The sequence below is a fragment of the Bacillus sp. A260 genome (assembly GCF_009861435.1).
Lineage (GTDB): Bacteria > Bacillota > Bacilli > Bacillales > Bacillaceae_G > Bacillus_A > Bacillus_A cereus.
Genome location: NZ_CP046398.1, coordinates 2,420,478 through 2,438,879, shown reverse-complemented (window position 1 = coordinate 2,438,879; position 18,402 = coordinate 2,420,478). Strand labels below are relative to the sequence as shown.

Sequence of the window (18,402 nt, the reverse complement as noted above, 5' to 3'; positions counted from 1 at the left end):
AGCAATGCCCAAACTAGACAGATATTTAATGACAAAACCATAAGAAAAAAACAATGATTAGATTTTAAATCTAGTCATTGCTTTATCCATCACATCTTGATTACATCTATATATCTTATTGTTACTCTTTCACTTGAATGATTGAATATGTCCATTAATAATGGCTATATTCTTTGTCGGCACGTACATATAACTAATGTTTTTTTATTGATAAAGTGAAACTTTAATCAGCTCTCACCAATCGGGCTTTTATGGGCAGTCCGCCACCTAACTTCTCTTTGCTCTCGCTGAATTTTTTGGGGGATGTTACTGCCCGCAACTAGCAAGATAGATGTTATCAATATTCATACGTTACAATAGTACCGGTAGTATCAGTAAAACCATCAAAACAGTTAGAGCAACCACCACAGCCGCCACAGCCTCCGCAACCAAAACAACCGAAGCAACCAATACAACGGAAGCCACCACAACGGAAGCCGCCACAACGACCTCCACCACAACCGCCACAACGACCACAACCGCCACAGCGACGAGCAGCATCTTCAATATAGTAATATGGATATTGGTTTTGCTGGTCCCAATAGACAATATTTCCAGACCGGTAATCATTAAGGCTTAACGCTTGTAGTTCTTGTTGAAACTGATTCATTTTCATAACCTCCGTTTATAAAATACAACCTCATCGATACTTCCCTATATTCCTGTTCGTTACATCTAAGTAGAAATAGCGCTATAAACTAAGTTCAATACGTACACCAACAAAGTATGACTTATCACTAGATGATGCACCTTGTTCATATACCTATTTTTACTATGGGCTCATTTTTATAAAGTGAAACTTTAATCAGTGGGGTTTTGTTCATCCCCTACCTAACTTCTTTGCTTCCGCTGAATTTTGAGGTGGGGGGCTTACTGCCCGGCAAATAGCGGGATAAATAAAAATTAAAAAATATGAATTCTAGCGTCATATCTTCATACTTACTAAGTTCAATTAATTTCTCAATAATTATGATGCCATGTCCTATATATTTCCGTCTGCTGCTTAGATTTTTCTGTACTGTAAATGGCTTTCGCTATAACACCTCCAAGTGACCGGTTTCTATGACGGATATGAAATTCCAACAAAAAAAACCCTAATTAGGGCTTTTCATTCTATTTCTCCAGCAAAACTCTCTATGAAATTGCTAATTGAAAAAAGACAAACTTAGATTGATGCGTCTTTTTGTGATGCCTCTTTTGTGAAATCATATAAAGCAATTGCGCCTAAAAGAACAAGTATACCTTGAGGAACATCTAGCAAAATAGTTTTCCAAATTTCTGGAATTACCCATTTGATATCTGCTGCTGTTTCAAGATATGTTTGGAAATAGCTGATTGTAAAATTAATGATTCCTAAAAATACAAACAACGATAAACCAAATCGAATTAATTTCTTATTTGTAAACATATAACACCTCTCAAAATTCATTGGATATTCCTGCTTTTGCTTCTTTATATTTTTATATCTTTATATCTAATTTTAACACATAAGGAACTCAAAAAAATACGATATGCATATTTGCATATCGTATTAACAACACTCCATGATAATATAGAAATTCCTGCAAAGAAAAAACAACTCCGTTACAGCTAACAGCTCGGGTTTCTTTTCTTATTTAACTTCATACCACCAACATTTACGTTCTTTGATTGTAAAATAAATGTGACAGAAGTTTATCCAGTTAATGCGTAGACAAGTAAATGAGCTAAATTATCGATATTCTATTTCGCCATTTCCGTAGCACTAATGACTTTACGCAAATTTGACAAGAAAAAATATATAGATAGGTATGATCCATACCTATCTATAACATTACTTCTATTCTTTATCCAATTACGTCTTTTACGTCTGTATCCACTGGCCACTTTTCTAATGTATAAGCCATTTCCCAAAATGAATATTCATATTGACTGCTAATAATAAAATGCTGTTTCATACGTTTGCGATCTGCCTCTGTTACTTTTTCAGCGATAATATCTAAACGTGTAATTTGTTCTTCAACTAGCGTACGGAACCAATCAGATCCATAAGCAGAAATCCATTCGTTATAAATTGGCTCTTCCGGCTGGCACTCTTTTAAGCGTTCGCCAATTTCATAATACAACCAATAGCAAGGTAAAATTGCTGCAATGGTATCTCCTAAATGCCCTTCATACGCAGCACGATACATATGTGAAGTATACGCATATGCAGTTGGCGCAGGAATAAAATTATCTTTTTCTTCTTTCGTTATCCCTAGTTTTTTAGCAAAATTCTCATGTAAAGATAACTCGGCCTCATATGTATTTTGAGCATGATGTGCCATACGAGCTGTCGTCTCTAATTCAAGAGCTTTTGCAGCTCCTAAAGTTTGTACTCTAGCAAAATGACTCAAATAATATGAATCTTGAAGCACATAATAGCGAAAACTAGCTAAATCTAATGTTCCTTCACCAAGTTTTTTTACAAAAGGATGGTTAAAACTCGCTTCCCAAATTGAATCTACTTCTTTACGTAATGATTGTGAAAAAGTCATTTAAATCCCTCCAATAATGTATAAAATATAAGTATTTATCCACAATTATTAAAGCTGTAAAATAAAAAAACTTTCTTTACAGGCGTAAAGAAAGTGAAATTGACAGTATTTATTTACTCATTAAATAGCAACGTCTTTCCCACTTCCCTACGCTGGCATTAACCAGATCAGGTACTAAGAGTCTCAAAATCACATTTGATCTCAGCCTATAAAAGGCCCCCCTAGTGGATAAATATTTTGTTTTTATAATGTATTCATCATAGCATACTTCGTGAAACTGTCAAAAAAATTCGTTATATAATTCCCTTAAAACCCTTCTTCTTTTCTAACTTTTAATGATGTTTCAATAATCATATCTAATAGTTTGCTATAACTAATTCCCGCTGCTTCTGCACTTTTGGGCAATAGGCTTGATTGTGTCATCCCTGGTAATGTATTAATTTCCATTACATATGGAATTCCGTCCTTCACCATCATATCAACTCTTGCATAAACACTACATTTTAATGCTTTATAACAAGCAAGTGAAGCTTTATTTACACGTTCCTTAATTTCTGCTGGAAGTTCGATAACTTCCTCAACCGTACTAGTATCATCATATTTTGCATTGTAATCAAAGAACTCGGCTGCATGTCGAATTGAAACTATAGGTAACTGTTTTCCATCCAGAATAGAACATGTAATTTCATCACCTTTTATATACTTCTCAATTACTACTTCAGAATCCCATTCGAATACAGTTTCTAGCATTGAGATCAATTCATTTTTATTGTAAACGATTTTCACCCCGACACTCGATCCGCCAGAGTTTGGTTTTACCACTAATGGAAATCCTAACTTATCTAACTCATCAAGATTTAGATCCTCCATTTTTGTAAGTTCAATCCAATCTGGTGTTTCTACACCTTCATAACGTAAAATCTTTTTCGAAATATTTTTATCCATACATATACTGCTAGATAACATATTACTTCCGCTATAAGGAATCCCTAAACTCTCCAGTGTTCCTTGAACTGTCCCATCTTCTCCGTATTTTCCGTGTAATGCGAGCAATGCAAAGTCAATGTCTTTCGCTTTTTCAATTAAATCCATTTTTTCGTTTAATGTAATTGGAACTATTTCATACTTATTTTTATCTAAATGAGCAATCATTTCATTCCCCGTCATAATTGAAACTTGTTTTTCAGACGATACCCCGCCCATAATAACACCGATTTTCATTTTCTCAACTCCAAATTTCATTTTTTAATGTATCACCAATTATTTTAATTCCACGAACTATTTCTTCTTCTTTCAAGCGCGAAAACCCTAATCGGAAAGTGTTTGCTCCTTCTCCATCAGAGTAAAAAACATCTCCAGGTGAAAACGTAACGCCTTTCTCATAACACTTTTGTAAAAGTGTGCGGGCATTCATATGCTCTTCTAGCTCTATAAATAAATGAAGTCCACCATCTCCAGTCATTCTTTTAAAAGGAATGTACTGGTTACATGCCCCGACAGCTAACTCATATTTTTTCTTATAAACAGACCTTGCCTTTTTTAAATATTTTTCAAAATATCCCTCATGTAAATATTGAAACAGAACAGCTTGATCTAGCGTAGATGTGTGAATCGTTCTTGCTCTTTTTACGCTTTCTAAATAATGAATCAGCTCTTTATCTGCAATAATCCAGCCTACACGTAAACCAGGGAAAAGCACCTTTGAAAAGCTACTAATATAAATCACATTATTGCCAGCTCCCGCAAAAGTTAATAATGGAGCTAAATGTGAACCTGAATAACGTAATTCTTCATTAAATCCGTCCTCTATAATAGGAACGTTGTATTTTGAGAATAACCTCATCAATTCCGTTCTTTTCTCTGAACTCGTAACAATACCGGTTGGATTATGATAAGAAGGAATTAAATAAGCAAAATCAAAATCTTTTTCACGCAAACTTTTTTCAACTTCATTCGTATCAATACCATCCTCATGCATATCAATCCCATGAACTTCAAGTCCATGTAAACGGAAAAGCTTAAGTGCAGCATGGTGAGTTGGATTCTCACAAATGACACGACCGGATTTTTTTGATAAAGAAGAGAGTACAATATCCAATCCTTCTGTAAATCCATTTGTAATTAGAATATCTTTATTCGAAATGTCTACACCTTTCATTTCCATGTAATGAAGTAAATAATTCATTAACGGTCTATATCCCTTTGCATATCCGTAGTTCAATACGATGTCCCCTTCAATGGACATACGAGTAAGAAAAGCTCTTTTGAAATTTTCAACATCAAATAGCTTCTCATCCGGGGCTATACTATTAAAAACAATCATTCCCTTTTCCCAACGAACACCATGTTTCATTAAATCTAATTCGTCCGCTAATGCGGTCACTGTATTAAGTTTATTTTTCCAATCTATTTCAACAGACGAAGTGTTAGATATATCCACCTTGGCAACAAAGTTCCCTTTTCCTTTAACTGCATAAATGAGTCCTTCTTGCTCTAAATCTGCATAAGCAGCGAGTACAGTGTTTCTACTCACACTTAGTAATTCACTTAGTTCCCTTGTTGATGGGATTTTTTGATCCCCGAGCAAATGCCCTTTCATAATCATTTTCTTCAAATAATCTTTCAATTGAATATAAACGGGACGTTCTTTAACAACTTTAAAATCCTTAAACAATTTCTTACCCCCTGCAATCATTTTTGCATATTTATTTCATTCTCAAAAGGTCCACGGCATATGTATTTTTTATAAAGGGCGGTACGGTCTTACAAATCTTTTCGATATAAGTTTATTACATCTTTTAAAGCTGCAGCTGCAGCACCTCTTGGATTAGAAGCCCCACCAATTGTAGTAACTTGTCCCATCGTATCTGTAAAGAACGTAATTCCTTTTTCGGTTCCATTTACTTTTGCTAACGGATGATCTTTTTCTATTTGGCACGGTTCAACATTTAAATTCACATTGCCTCCCTCATCCTTATATGTTGATGCTATTAATTTAATAATTTTATGTTGTTCCTTAGCATTTCGAATTTGCTGTTTTGTAACGTGCTCGATTCCTTTTATATGTATATCAGTAAGTGTTTTCTCTGTTTCTATTAAGCTGTTTGTCAAAAGTAACAATTTACACGCACTATCTGAACCACTTATATCTAATATAGGGTTTGTCTCAGCAATTCCTTTATTTTGTGCTTCTTTCAGTGCTTCTTCAAATGTCATATCTTCCTCATACATTTTCGTAAGAATATAATTAGTTGTTCCATTTAATATTCCTTCTATTTTTTCAATACTGCAACCGGCTAAACTAACTTGTCCAATATCTAGTGTCGGTAGTGCAGCGGCTGTTGCACCGCTATATCGAATTCGTATATTTGCGCCTTTTGCTGCTTCATTTATTTCTCTCCAGTTTGTAACGAGCGCACCTTTAGAAATTGCTACTATATCCATCTGTTTTTCAATCGCTTGTTTCATATATTGTTTCCCTGGATTTCCATCTTTAAGATTTGTAACTGTTGATTCTACCAATACAGTACCACTTATGCTAGTTGTTGCACGTTCCTTCGGATGATACTCTAAATATTTTTCAATTGCAGCGGTACCGCCACCATACATTAATAAATGATGAAGTGATAAGCCGTCTTCATTATGTATTGCAATATTTCTCCCTAATACGCCGCTTACAACTAATTGAATCCCATATGTTTCATATATATATGAATATTTTTCATTTAATAATTTTATAAACTCTCTACCTACTGTTCCGTATCCTGATAATACAACTTGAATTTTCATAATATCCCCCCATATTTTTCTACCAAATCCCTCTTTCAATATAATATAAAGCGCTCTCGAATTCCATCGAGAGCGCTTTATTATTACCTATTTCGGTAAACGTGATAGCTTTTCAGCAATTGTTCTATAAAACTCTTGAATGCTAGAAAAACCTAACGAGTCTGAAACACTTAACCCTATCATGTCGAGATGGTCCCAATTCGCTTTCGTTTCGATATGATTCCATTTTCCAATCTGTAATGACTCATTATTATTTACAGTAACATTAGAAGATGGTGCAATCATAGAATTTGTATTTACTACACCATCATTTTGCCACCAAGAAGTATCAACTAGCGGACGGTTTTCTTCATATCTCGCATAAGAACCTAAGAAAAATGCATTTCCCATTAACACTTTATTCATCGTTATATGAGGCAAATGTAAACCTGTTATAGGTGCTGCTTGTGATGCATGTCCACTATAGGATAAATAATACACATCTGGTTGCGTCTTTACCCAATTATTTAACTCCTTTGCACCATCTGTACTTAAATCCCATTGACTTATATCTTTTGTATTTTTCCAAAGTGAACTATTTAGAATACGATTACTATATTGGAAAAAGGACTCTCCAGCATTCTTCTTTATACCCCATTGATCCAATTTAAAATCATATAATGATAAATTATTGTTTCCTCCAAAGCTTGCAGCTGTAATGAGTAAATCTTTAACGAACGGAAGTAGAAGACTACCATCCGCAAGTGTTGTACCGTTGTGAGGGGTTGCTAATGTTGTAACACTATGAACGTATGATTTTCCGCCTTCAAATAGTGGTGATATTTTGGTGTCTGGGTGATTTTTCACATAATTCTTTTCTTCAAAACTACCTTCTTTTAATAGCTGTACTAATGTTCTAATCGTTTGTCCACCCATGCTATGTCCAACTAAATGAACTTTATTTGTTTCACTCCAATTCGGCGCAAAACCACTATAAGTTCTGCCAAAACGATTATGTCCATGTTTCTCAGCATGGACTGCACCATAGTCTACTGTCCCACCGCTAATTTGTGCATACAATTCACATGCACGATCCCAGTTACTAGAAACAGGTCCAACAGCTGCGGTATGTACCGTATAACCATTTCGTTTCAAATCTTCCTGTATATCATGAACACCACCCCAATATTTTACGCCAAGCATTTCTTCTCTACCCCATCCAGCAAATCCATTCACCAATATGATAGGATAATTATTTTGTTGCCTCTCTTCAGCGTATGATATTTTCGCTGCGAATGAACATACGGTCACTAATGCAAAAAAACATATTTTTAAAAATAACTTCCCCATACTTTCTCCCCCCTAATAAAACGTTTACATTTTTCTTCCTGAAAAAATCAACAGAATAATTTAACAACTTAAACATAATGTAAAGTATTTTATATACATTGTATATATAGAAAACATATACAACTGTTGATAAATATTAATTCAAGCAAATATTTACTTTTTACAATATAACTTGTAAATCTATTTATTTAGATTTATAATTAGATATAGTTTCCTCATGTTAAAAAGATTTAAAAACCATAAGAAAACTAATCTCATTGCTTGAAAAGGAGGAAAAGGCATGCAAATCGGATTCAATATTCATACATTATCTCAACCTACTAAAATAACTCCATCTCATCTTGAGCATAATACTATCTCTTCTACTAAACTTGAAGATAAAAAATCAAATGATTCCATCAAATTTGATATTCGTTTATCTGAAAAAGAAATGAAACAACCTGAGCATAAATTTAATGAATTAGATTTATGGAAGATGCTAAAAGATAAAGGTGTTCCTTTATGGATTATACTTGAAATGCTACAAAAGGCTCGTAAAGAAAAAGAAGCACAAAATAATTCAGTTCAAAATTCAAATGCGATTGAAGAAACGAGTGAGACTCGATTAAATGAAGTAATGTAAGTTATTTAAACGGTATTAAAAAGAGCTCGAGGTTGATAAAGTATCCATCAACCTCGAGCTCTTTTTTAAGATTTTTCTCCAATCGTTACAAACTGAATTGATACCTCATCTCTATAACCTTCAATTAACTTTCTTACTTTTACTTTTTCATTAATCAACGTATTATCTGTCGATATTTTAGGGTTTTCATCACCTAATGACTTTTTCAAGTGTAGAAGTTGCATATTCGTTTCATTTGCTTTTATTTCTTTATACACACTATTTTTCGCCACAACGATATACCATAGTGCTCCATAGTCACGTTTATTGCCAAGCCAAGCATCACTACCATATGTAACAGGTATCTTGTTTCCTTCTATTTCAATACTTTTTATATTCTTTTCTTCTTCATTTATAAATAATAGGGAACTTTCTTTTGGAAAATTCGGCAACGTATCTAACGTTTTAGAAAGGGATGCTTGATCACGTTTACGAAAAAGCTTTGCATTCATCATCGCTTGTGCAGTAGATTCATTTATTATCAGAACCCTTTTTTGGTCAAATCTACCTGTTTTCACTGCAAAAGCTTCCTGTTCTTTCGTGTTTTCCTTATAACGATTCATAATTGCTCCAGTATGATTCTCATCTCCAATGATTAACACACCGTTAGCTGGAAATCTGTTTTCGTTTTTAGAGCATGCACTTACACTTAATAACAATAATATACTTAATATGAAAATAGATAATTGTTTTTTCATCACAGTTCCTTCCATAACTTCAAATTGTTTTTTTACATGCTTTTCTGCAATCTTACTTGCTGATTTTCTCTATTGTTCCATTGTCTTATGAAGCTTTTGTAAATAACGCCAACGAGTTATAAAGAAATATAAAACTTGTATACATATAAATGAAATTAAAATGACGATAGAGCTATTTAGAATAGAAAAATCGACTAATTGTTGTAATGCCATATAAGCGACTACAGTATGTATTACTGCAACGACAATTGGTAAGAAAAACATTAATAATAACTGTCTCGTTACAACTTTCTTTAGCTCCCGTTTACTTAACCCCATTTTCGAAATCATTTTATACTGCTGTTGATCACGATTCAAATCAGTATATAATCGGAAATAAATAAAACTAGCAGCAAATGTGAAGAAAACGATTCCGACTAAAACACTAGCCATAAGTAATAACCCATTCGTTTGTTTTGCACTTAACAACTCTATTGTTAGTGCTCTAAATTCAAAATGTATATCTCTAGGTTCTTGATCAAATATATTATTTAATTGGTTTGAAACCTCTTTCGTTTTTATCCAATCATCTACAACAAATCCGTAAGTACGATATTGAATAATATCTTCATTATCTGGACCACTATTAAGTGGAATTCCATCATATACATGATCTTGAATAGCAATATATATCCCTTTCGTATCATGTGGCAAAACTAAATTATCGACAGTTTTTTTCACATGAAATGTCTTTGTCCAATCGCCTTGAATGACTTCAATATTCTTCTTATAATCACCATTTTTAAATTCTTGTTTTTGTGATACCATTCCAGGAATTAATAACATTTCATCTTCTTTTTCAATCGTTTCTTGTTGATACCCTAGCGCTCTCGCAAGTTCGTTATATTCACTTAATTTCATTACATATACATTACTTTCTGTATATATATATGAAGATGAAGCCATTCGATACGGAATATTAGCATCAGCCAGATGGTTTTTTATAATAGAGAGATGTTTATCCGCTATTTTGTTGTTTTCAGGAGCCATGTATAGTAATGTATACGGATTCGTCATCCTTACTAAATCTTTATTTCCAAGAGCAGCTGTCGTGCCAATTGCTGTAAAAGCAACTGCTGATATAATAGATACTATAAAAAACATTGTTGCATTATCTTTCATACGATAAATTAATTCTGAAAATGTTAGTATATTTGTTCTCTTTAAAAAGAAAGTTTCTCTCCTTTTAGCAAGATGCAATATATAAACGCTACACTGTGTATATAAAAAGTACGTTCCAATAATCACCAGGAATACTCCTATTCCTAGCACAATAAAACTATGATTTGGGATAAAGCGAAATACTAAAATATAGCCATACCCTATACTAAATAAAGAAAAAATTGATAATAAAATTGACGATTTTGGTTCAGGTTTTGGCTTTTCTCCTGCTTGAATCAGTTCCACAAGCTCTGTAACTTTTATCATTTTAAATGTTACTAGCGAAACAATTAAAAATAAGAACAGAAATGTAATGATTGTTAATAATACAGCCTGTACTGGTATATAAAAAGGCAAGCCGTTACTAATCATTAATACACTTGCGCTTATTAATAAAACTAGTTTAGAAAATATGAGTCCAATAAGAATACCTATACATATTGAACCAAAACCAATTAACATATTTTCAATTAACAATAACTTTTTAAGCTGTCTCATTGACATACCTTGCATCATTAAAACGCCAAATTCTTTCTTACGCGTTTTTAAAAACGAACTAACTGAATATAAAATGAAGAAAAATGAAAATACAAAAATCAATCCTTGCGAAACTGAAAATCCCAATGTACCAAATGCACTTATTGTTGCACTTGTCGATTTCAACTCACCTTGTAAATCAGGATGAAATAATAAAAGAGCATACGTAAAGAAAATCATAATAGAAAATGCACTACTTAAAAAATGAGCAGCATATGTACGCTTATTGCGAAAAATATTATTAAATGCGAACTGACGAAAAGTCATGCCTTTTTCCTCCTAACAAAGAAAGGACATCCATAATCTTTTGATAAAAAGTTTGCCTACTTTCACCACAATAAATTTCGTTATATAGTTGACCATCTTTAATAAAGATTACTCGGCTGCAAAAGCTCGCTGCATACGGATCATGTGTAACTAACATCATCGTTGCTTTTTCTTCTTTATTTAGAGTATCAAGCATCTCCATTACATCATTTGAAGATTTAGAGTCCAAGTTCCCTGTTGGTTCATCTGCAAGTAATAATTGCGGCTTATGAACGATCGCACGAGCGATTGCTGTTCTTTGAGCTTGTCCCCCTGATATTTCAAATGTTCTTTTATTCAAGATATCTGTAATATTTAACTTCTCTGCAATCTCTTCCAATCGCTTGTTCATTTCTTGCACGGAAACACCATCTAAAGTCATCGGCAATACGATGTTTTCTTTTACAGTAAGTGTGCTAAGAAGATTAAATGATTGAAAAACAAATCCTAATTGTTTTCTGCGGAATAACGCTAAATCTTCTGATGATAATTGGAAAGGATTTGTGCCATTTATTAAAATTTCTCCCGATGATGGAGAATCAATAGTAGATACCATATTTAATAACGTTGTTTTTCCACTACCAGATGGCCCCATAATCCCTACAAATTCACCTTCTTGAATTGATAAATCAATATCAACTAATGCTTTATAAGGTACTTTCCCTTTATATACTTTACTAATACTTTTTGCATGTAAAATTTCCATGTATATTCTCCCTTCATTTGCACGTCTCATAACAGAGTGTAAATGAATTGTCTTACAGCTCATATTGATTCGTCTTTCATTTATCTTACACGCTTGTAAGATTTCTAAAAAAACTGATAATAAAACTTTTTTTAAACTGAAATTAACGCATAACTATCTTATAATAATTGTATAGTAGCAGGAAATACAAAGTATATGAAACCTTTATTATATAAATGAGAAAAGACCGATTGCTTTATTGGTCTTTTACTACCCAACGTTATATTTTTATCCACTCAGATCTTCTCAATATATAATGATTATATATTTGATTTTCTATCCTCTGTTGGCTCTTATAAATAAACCCACATTTTTCAATAACTTTATTTGATGCTACATTGTTAATTAAAGCAATTGCGTTAAGGACATTTAAATTTGTTTCTTTAAACAAAAAGTCAATTAAACCTTTAGTCGCTTTTGTAGCATAGCCATGATTTTGATGTTCATTTGAGATAGCATACATTATCTCTCTGTTTGGTGAAGGGAGTTCTTCTTTCATACCTGTGCAGCACCATCCAATAAATTCATTTGTGGTTTTCTTAAATATTCCTAGTCTTAATATGTGATCATCTATGTTAGTCGTAGTTCTCACTGCATGAAGAAACGCTTTATTTTCTGGTATTTCATAATTTACAACCCAATTAACCCTTTGTTCTTTCGTCGATTTCCAGTCCGGTAAAAACTTTTCTATTTCCGGTTGATTGGATATGTTATAAATACTCTCTGCATCTTTAGTGGAAAACTCTTGTAAGTAAATTTCACCACAATCTAGCCTAAATAACTTAGCGGAATTTTCTATTTCCATGACCATCCCCCATTGCCATCAACCTAAGCTTTTGAGATACCCCCATACCGAAATTTTCACCTTTTTACAGTTATTTATGAGAATTCAGCTCATTTTTTCGTTTTCGGGAACAATCAATTTCTTAAGTTGATGGGTATGTGATAATGCATCCATTTGAACAAATTTTCCTTTTCCATACCAATCACACACCTTTTGTAGAGTAATAGTATCAGCATATCCCAGTTTAAGAAGCTGATTACGAAATATTTAGAATTTTTTCGCGAGAATCCTCCGAAATGTAATACGGACTTTAAATATTTTCATTTATAATTCTCTATTTGTCTATACTTTTCATACCGCTGTTGTATAAGCTCTTCCGAGGATAATAGTATCAATTTTTTCAGAGATGATTCGATTACAGATTCAATCACTTTTGCCTGTGATTTTATATCATTTTGTGCTCCACCTTTAATTTCAGGAATGATTTCATCAATAATTCCTAAATGTTTTAAATCTTTTGCTGAAATTTTCATATGTTCAGCAGCTTCTGGAGCATACTTAGCGTCCTTCCATAGGATAGATGCTGCTCCTTCTGGCGAAATTACCGAGTACCATGAATACTCTAACATATGGATATGGTTACCGACACTAATGCCAAGAGCTCCACCACTTGATGCCTCTCCAATTACAATACAAACAATTGGCACTTTAAGTGTAGCCATTTCAAATAGATTTCGAGCTATCGCTTCAGAAATTCCACGTTCTTCAGACCCTTTCCCTGGATAGGCGCCTATTGTATCAATAAATGTAATAATAGGGCGATTAAAATTATCAGCTTGTTTCATAAGTCTTAGCGCTTTTCTATAACCTTCTGGATGTGCCATTCCAAAATTTCTTTCTATATTTTCCTTTGTATTTCTACCTCTTTGATGACCAATAACCGTAACGGGCATCCCTTTAAATTTTGCAATACCACCTATCATTGCTTTATCATCACCATATAATCGATCACCATGAAGTTCGAGAAAGTTTGTAAACAATAAAGGTATATAGTCCAATGTCGTGGGCCGGTTACGTAGCCTTGCAATTTGAACTCGTTGAAAAGGTGTAATATTAGAATGAATTTTATCTTGCATTTTATTTAAACGTTTTTCTAATACATGAATTTCTGGCGATAAATCTACATTATTTTCTTTCATAATTTTCTTTAATTCATCAAATTTCTCTTTTAATTCAATAATAGGACGTTCAAAATCCAAACTCATTTTACCCTCCAAATGTTATGATTTACCTCACTCTAATCAAAAGACTTAGAAATAGAATCAATAAATAATTCAAAACCATCCACAACTATTTTTTGTTCTGATTCTGATAAATTATTGAGAATACTTTGATAAAATGTAATGGATTGCTCTCTTAAGCAATTAACAGTTATGTGACCTTTTTCTGTGAGGTGCAGAAAAAGTTCTCTTCTATTTTTTTCATTTACTTCACGATAAATAAGCCCCTTTTTTACTAACTTATCTACCAATCTACTTACAGTTGAAGTCTCTAATCTAAGTTTATTGGATAGTTGCCAAACAGTTAATTTTTCCACCTCTAGTTCCTCTAACGCCATCATTTGAGAAGTTGGTAAAGGTTTTTCAAATAGCCCATTGGGCAAATTTTGAGATTCAAAAACCCCAGTTATTATAATCATTTTCTTAATATCTGTTCTTAGTTTTAAGGCATCTTCTCTTTTCAAATAGGTCACCCTCCTACAACTAATGTATCATACATCAATTGTATTATACATGAATATGTTTTTTTCACAAGCTTAACGTAAGCCAATATTACAACAATGGTACGTTAAAAAAGCAAACGGAATACATCCAGCTTGATATGACACAAATGCTGTCTGGTCTAATCCCTGGTGAAACGATGGAAATCCCCGAGGCATACATTGGTCAAAATCAGAAACTTCCAGCACGTGTTATTATCCATCGTTTAACCGATGATCAAACGCAAATACGTCTGAAAAACCAAGCAATACGTGAAAAGAAGAAAGGCATTGTCATGAAGGATAAAAGTAAACGTTTAATGAGCATGAATGTATATATCACGAACACGTCGCTAGAAGAAGTACCGACGAACTACGTGCATTCATTATATTCACTTCGTTGGCAGATTGAAATTTTGTTTAAAACGCGGAAGTCATTCTTTGAAATTGATGAATGTAAAAATATAAAAAGAGAACACCTAGAGTGTCATTTATATGGGCAACTCATAGGTATTCTCCTTTGTTCTTCTACAATGTTTCAAATGCGACAGTTTCTGCTTGAAAAGAAAAAGCAGGAACTGAGTGAATACAAAGCGATTTATATGATTAAAGATTACTTTCCTTTACTGTTTCAAGCGATAGCCGTTGGCACAGAAGAACTTTTAAAAATTCTGCATCGCCTTTATCAACTGCTCAAAAAGAACGGTCGTAAATATCATAGACATAAGAATATGAACGTCTTTGATATTCTAGGGATTGTGTATAACACGACGGTGAAGCATAGACAAGCTGCCTAGCGAAAAATCACTTTTTAATAGGCTTCTTTAGCATGCCTACTTTTTTATCACTTACTAGTTTTGAAACAAGAAGCATTTCGTATCTAGTAATTTACTTGATTAGCTTGATGGGAATGTAACCATCCCCCTTAATCACGTTTACAAATACATTATAGTGCCTTAATCTGCTTCGTAAGTTCCATAAACCGTTCATCCAGTGCTTTATATTCTTTGTCGTTAGAAGTTAAAAAGCTTAATTTCCCTAGTACTTCTTGTCTCTCTGTTTCTAACGTTAAACGTAGCTCTTCAATATCATCTCTTGTTTTCGTAGGTTCTTCTAGCTGCTTTTGTATCGTATTGTTTGAAAACACGAGTTTTGTGTTAGTTGTTTTCTCCAAAAAATATCGATCGTGAGATACAATTACTAATGTTCCGTTATACTCAGCTAATGTATTTTCAAGTTGTTCACGTGAAGGTAGATCCAAGTGATTCGTCGGTTCGTCTAAAATGAGTACATCTTTTTCATCTAAAATATAAGCCATTAGCTTACATTTTACTCTTTCTCCCATACTCATATGCTCAATCGGCTCTTTCCATTGAGAAGCTTGGAACCCTAAATGTTTCATTAAATTTTGGACTTTTCCTCTTTCTTCAAACGTCTCTTTAAAAAATAAATTTTCTGGTGTTTTATCAAGCGGTAAATCAAAAACTTCTTGTGTTAAATAGCCGATGTTCGCAGATGGTGAAATCCATATTTCTCCTTCAGCAGTTTCCGTTCCCATAATCATCTTCAGTAATGTTGTTTTCCCACTACCGTTTGGTCCAACAATCGCAACTTTCTCACCGTGCTGAATTGTAAAATTAACGTTTTCAAATAATACTTTCCCATGAAAGTCTTTTTTTAATTGCTTCACTTCTAAAAAACGTTTTCCTACTTTTTTGTTCGCTTGAATAGAAAACTCAACTGAATACTCTTCTTTCACACGTTCTACTTTCGCTTTCTCCAGCTCTTTTTCAAGTCGTTTTCGTTTTGACTTCACTTGTGCATCCATTCGCTTCGCTTTTACACGATAGAATTCTTTCACACCTTCTTGTTTTGTAGACTGTGCGTGTGCCTTTTGTGACCATGAACTCAATTCTTTTATATGTGTTTCTACTTGTTCTATCTTTTTTTGCTGCTTTTCATATTCACGCTGCTGCGACTTTCTTTTTTGCTCACGTGCTTTCATGTAGCTCGTATAATTACCACTATGCTCAATTAATTTTTTGTCCTCAATTGACCATATTTTTGTTGCGACAACATCTAAAAAATATCGATCATGCGATACAACGATAACTGTACCTTTCATGTTTTTTATTTGTTTAATGAGAAATCCCGTACTGATCTCATCTAAATGATTTGTCGGTTCGTCTAATATTAAGACATTAGGATTTTCAGCAAATCCTTTTGCTAATCGAATTTTCAGCTTTTCACCACCACTTAAAGTATGAAAATCGTTCGTTGGCACGCCCCATTTTGCAAGAAGTTCTGCTTCTTTTGCAATTACATCATTACTAATAAAAGATTCTATTTCTTGCTCAACATATGCTGTTGTCATATTCATTTGCATCCATTCAACAGTACCTTTTGAAGGTTCAATCTTCCCATTTATTAATTGAAGTAACGTTGATTTACCAGCACCATTTTTACCGATTAATCCGATAACATCCCCTTGTTTTACTGTCACATTCATTTTCTCTAACAACATATTTTCTTTTATTTCAACATAAACATCATTTAATTTTAATAGTTCTTTCATAAATACCGATCCCTTTCATTAAGGGAGAATAAAAAATCCTCCCAAATAAATTTGGCAGGATTAGTCATTACATTATTTATACCCAAATAAGCTATTGCGCAATATAAATAGCAATACCGTTGTATGGAAATTGGGCAGACTAATCCTATTTTTTAGAAATTGAAATTTATTGAATTTCAACATTTAAAAATAAGATTAGTTAATCATCGTCCACCCATCATTCCTTTCCGTCGTTAATAACCATATTGTACCATACTAGTACTGTATGAGTAAATGCAATTATATGTGCTGTTAAAAAGATTGCTTTCTTTTAGGTTTATTTATCATTCCTTAACTTCATGTTGAATAAGCACAAGTTACATTGATTGTAATACGTCCTTTAGATTTCCCCAGTAGTAAACTTCTAAGCACTCTCTATTATATAAAGTGAAACTTTAATCAGTGGGGGTTTTCTTCATCCCCACTGATTATTAGTTGAACCAATCGGACTTTAATGGGCAGCCCGACCCCCACCTAATTTCTTTGCTTTCGCTGAATTTTGAGGTGGGGGTCTTACTGCCCATTAAAGCGGGATAAATTTTGTATAAAAACAAAATGTTATTCATTATCCAATAATCACTTATTGTTTTTCGATAAATTTTTATTGATTATTCCCTTATAATAAGCTATTATATTTTTACAGAAAATATTAATGTAAGGATTGAATTTATGGACAGGACATTAAAAATCACAAAGTTAAATATGTTTTTAAGGATTTTTCTCGTCCCGATTATAGTAGGGATAATTGTTGGTATACTAACTAAATTGGGGCAAGGTATACTTCCTGGACATTGGAATTCATTAGCTAATCTAGGAAGCGTTTGGTTAGTTCCATCCTTTTTTGTGGCTAGCTTTAGTTATTCTAAGCGTACAGCTATACTTTCTGGTATCCTTGCACTACTCGGTATGGTATTAGGCTACTATGGTTATGCAATAGTTATTAAAAATGTAGCTCACTCTATTTATTTTATATCCGTATGGATTGTATGTGCATGTATAGGAGGAACTATCTTTGGAGTTGCAGGTTTTCTATGGAAAGATACTACGGATCCACTTCATAAATTCGGAAGCGCGCTTATTAGTGGCGTTTTTGTAACGGATGGACTTCATATTCTTTTAAATTTTGAAGACTATAGTCACATGTTACCTGTTGGATATACCGAAGTCATAGTCGGGATTATCTTGATTCTTGTATTAGAACGCTCTAATGCTAATCGAATTTCTTCTTTCTTAATGATGGTTCCTATCACTATTTTAGGATTAATTGGATATAAATTATTAAGTTTGTTTACTTAATTAAAATTCATGAAGCTAGCTCTATCAAAGGGCGAGCTTTTTTCTTACAAAAAACTATTTAAATATTAATAAATTATTAAAAACCTCTCATTTAACAGCCTTATTTATTATTGTGTCATTACACATACT

General features: G+C 33.1%; 16 protein-coding genes, 2 pseudogenes and 1 riboswitch. Of the genes and pseudogenes, 3 read left to right on the top strand and 15 right to left on the bottom strand.

Translation table 11 applies throughout. The annotated features are described in order from the left end of the window. Positions 1–57 precede the first annotated feature (57 nt). From GD442_RS27745 to GD442_RS12245, 8 genes and pseudogenes are all read right to left on the bottom strand, one after another. A pseudogene (locus GD442_RS27745) lies at positions 58–192 on the bottom strand (site-specific integrase); the annotation flags it as partial. A 145-nt stretch (positions 193–337) separates the two neighbouring features. Further along, positions 338–649, bottom strand: coding sequence for a heterocycloanthracin/sonorensin family bacteriocin (locus GD442_RS12275; protein ID WP_001071365.1), 312 nt, complete (start codon positions 647–649; stop codon positions 338–340). Between the two features lie 555 nt (positions 650–1,204). Continuing rightward, on the bottom strand, positions 1,205–1,468 hold the full coding sequence (locus tag GD442_RS12270; protein ID WP_002082716.1) for a DUF3937 domain-containing protein: 264 nt from the start codon (positions 1,466–1,468) through the stop codon (positions 1,205–1,207). Positions 1,469–1,865: 397 nt separating this feature from the next. After that, entirely contained in the window at positions 1,866–2,555 is a 690-nt protein-coding gene (gene tenA, locus GD442_RS12265) for a thiaminase II (RefSeq protein WP_000144517.1), read from the bottom strand. A gap of 127 nt (positions 2,556–2,682) precedes the next feature. Further along, a riboswitch (TPP riboswitch) is annotated at positions 2,683–2,788 on the bottom strand. 73 nt (positions 2,789–2,861) lie between these two features. Beyond that, positions 2,862–3,776: a D-alanine--D-alanine ligase gene (ddlB, locus tag GD442_RS12260; protein ID WP_002041179.1), complete on the bottom strand. Its 915-nt coding sequence runs from the start codon at positions 3,774–3,776 to the stop codon at positions 2,862–2,864. 4 nt (positions 3,777–3,780) lie between these two features. Continuing rightward, positions 3,781–5,229 (bottom strand): MocR-like pyridoxine biosynthesis transcription factor PdxR, encoded by a 1,449-nt coding sequence (pdxR, locus tag GD442_RS12255; RefSeq protein ID WP_000471644.1) that lies wholly within the window; start codon positions 5,227–5,229, stop codon positions 3,781–3,783. An 89-nt stretch (positions 5,230–5,318) separates the two neighbouring features. Beyond that, positions 5,319–6,344, bottom strand: coding sequence for a homoserine dehydrogenase (locus GD442_RS12250; RefSeq protein WP_000701758.1), 1,026 nt, complete (start codon positions 6,342–6,344; stop codon positions 5,319–5,321). 87 nt (positions 6,345–6,431) lie between these two features. Continuing rightward, positions 6,432–7,673 carry an esterase/lipase family protein gene (locus GD442_RS12245; protein WP_000517070.1) on the bottom strand — a complete coding sequence of 414 codons (1,242 nt, stop codon included), beginning with the start codon at positions 7,671–7,673 and terminating at the stop codon, positions 6,432–6,434. Between the two features lie 280 nt (positions 7,674–7,953). On the opposite strand from GD442_RS12245, the gene GD442_RS12240 reads away from it, so the two are divergent. Continuing rightward, on the top strand, positions 7,954–8,295 hold the full coding sequence (locus GD442_RS12240) for a DUF3914 domain-containing protein (RefSeq protein WP_001165456.1): 342 nt from the start codon (positions 7,954–7,956) through the stop codon (positions 8,293–8,295). A gap of 65 nt (positions 8,296–8,360) precedes the next feature. On the opposite strand, the gene GD442_RS12235 is transcribed toward GD442_RS12240, so the two are convergent. From GD442_RS12235 to GD442_RS12210, 6 genes are all read right to left on the bottom strand, one after another. Continuing rightward, complete coding sequence (locus GD442_RS12235) at positions 8,361–9,032, bottom strand: lipoprotein BA_5634 family protein (protein WP_000744467.1); 672 nt, start codon at positions 9,030–9,032, stop codon at positions 8,361–8,363. Between the two features lie 69 nt (positions 9,033–9,101). Next, positions 9,102–11,036 carry an ABC transporter permease gene (locus GD442_RS12230; RefSeq protein WP_000144159.1) on the bottom strand — a complete coding sequence of 645 codons (1,935 nt, stop codon included), beginning with the start codon at positions 11,034–11,036 and terminating at the stop codon, positions 9,102–9,104. Continuing rightward, entirely contained in the window at positions 11,011–11,781 is a 771-nt protein-coding gene (locus GD442_RS12225; protein WP_000404283.1) for an ABC transporter ATP-binding protein, read from the bottom strand. Before GD442_RS12225 ends, GD442_RS12230 begins: the two co-directional genes overlap by 26 nt. A gap of 259 nt (positions 11,782–12,040) precedes the next feature. Then, a complete protein-coding gene (locus GD442_RS12220) occupies positions 12,041–12,625 on the bottom strand; it encodes a GNAT family N-acetyltransferase (protein ID WP_000402112.1) in 585 nt (194 codons plus the stop codon). A 299-nt stretch (positions 12,626–12,924) separates the two neighbouring features. Continuing rightward, positions 12,925–13,869 carry an acetyl-CoA carboxylase carboxyltransferase subunit alpha gene (locus GD442_RS12215; RefSeq protein WP_000050724.1) on the bottom strand — a complete coding sequence of 315 codons (945 nt, stop codon included), beginning with the start codon at positions 13,867–13,869 and terminating at the stop codon, positions 12,925–12,927. Positions 13,870–13,901: 32 nt separating this feature from the next. Further along, the gene (locus tag GD442_RS12210) at positions 13,902–14,348 is read right to left on the bottom strand and encodes a MarR family winged helix-turn-helix transcriptional regulator (protein WP_000817658.1); all 447 of its coding nucleotides are present in this window, start codon (positions 14,346–14,348) and stop codon (positions 13,902–13,904) included. Positions 14,349–14,431: 83 nt separating this feature from the next. Between GD442_RS12210 and GD442_RS12205 the strand changes: the two are divergent. Further along, positions 14,432–15,160 (top strand): annotated as a pseudogene (locus tag GD442_RS12205) (IS4 family transposase); the annotation flags it as partial. A 149-nt stretch (positions 15,161–15,309) separates the two neighbouring features. Here the strand turns inward: GD442_RS12205 and abc-f are convergent. Continuing rightward, positions 15,310–16,938 (bottom strand): ribosomal protection-like ABC-F family protein, encoded by a 1,629-nt coding sequence (gene abc-f, locus GD442_RS12200; protein WP_000661372.1) that lies wholly within the window; start codon positions 16,936–16,938, stop codon positions 15,310–15,312. A gap of 708 nt (positions 16,939–17,646) precedes the next feature. Between abc-f and GD442_RS12195 the strand changes: the two genes are divergently transcribed. Then, positions 17,647–18,273, top strand: coding sequence for a DUF6518 family protein (locus GD442_RS12195; RefSeq protein WP_000376271.1), 627 nt, complete (start codon positions 17,647–17,649; stop codon positions 18,271–18,273). Positions 18,274–18,402 lie beyond the last annotated feature (129 nt).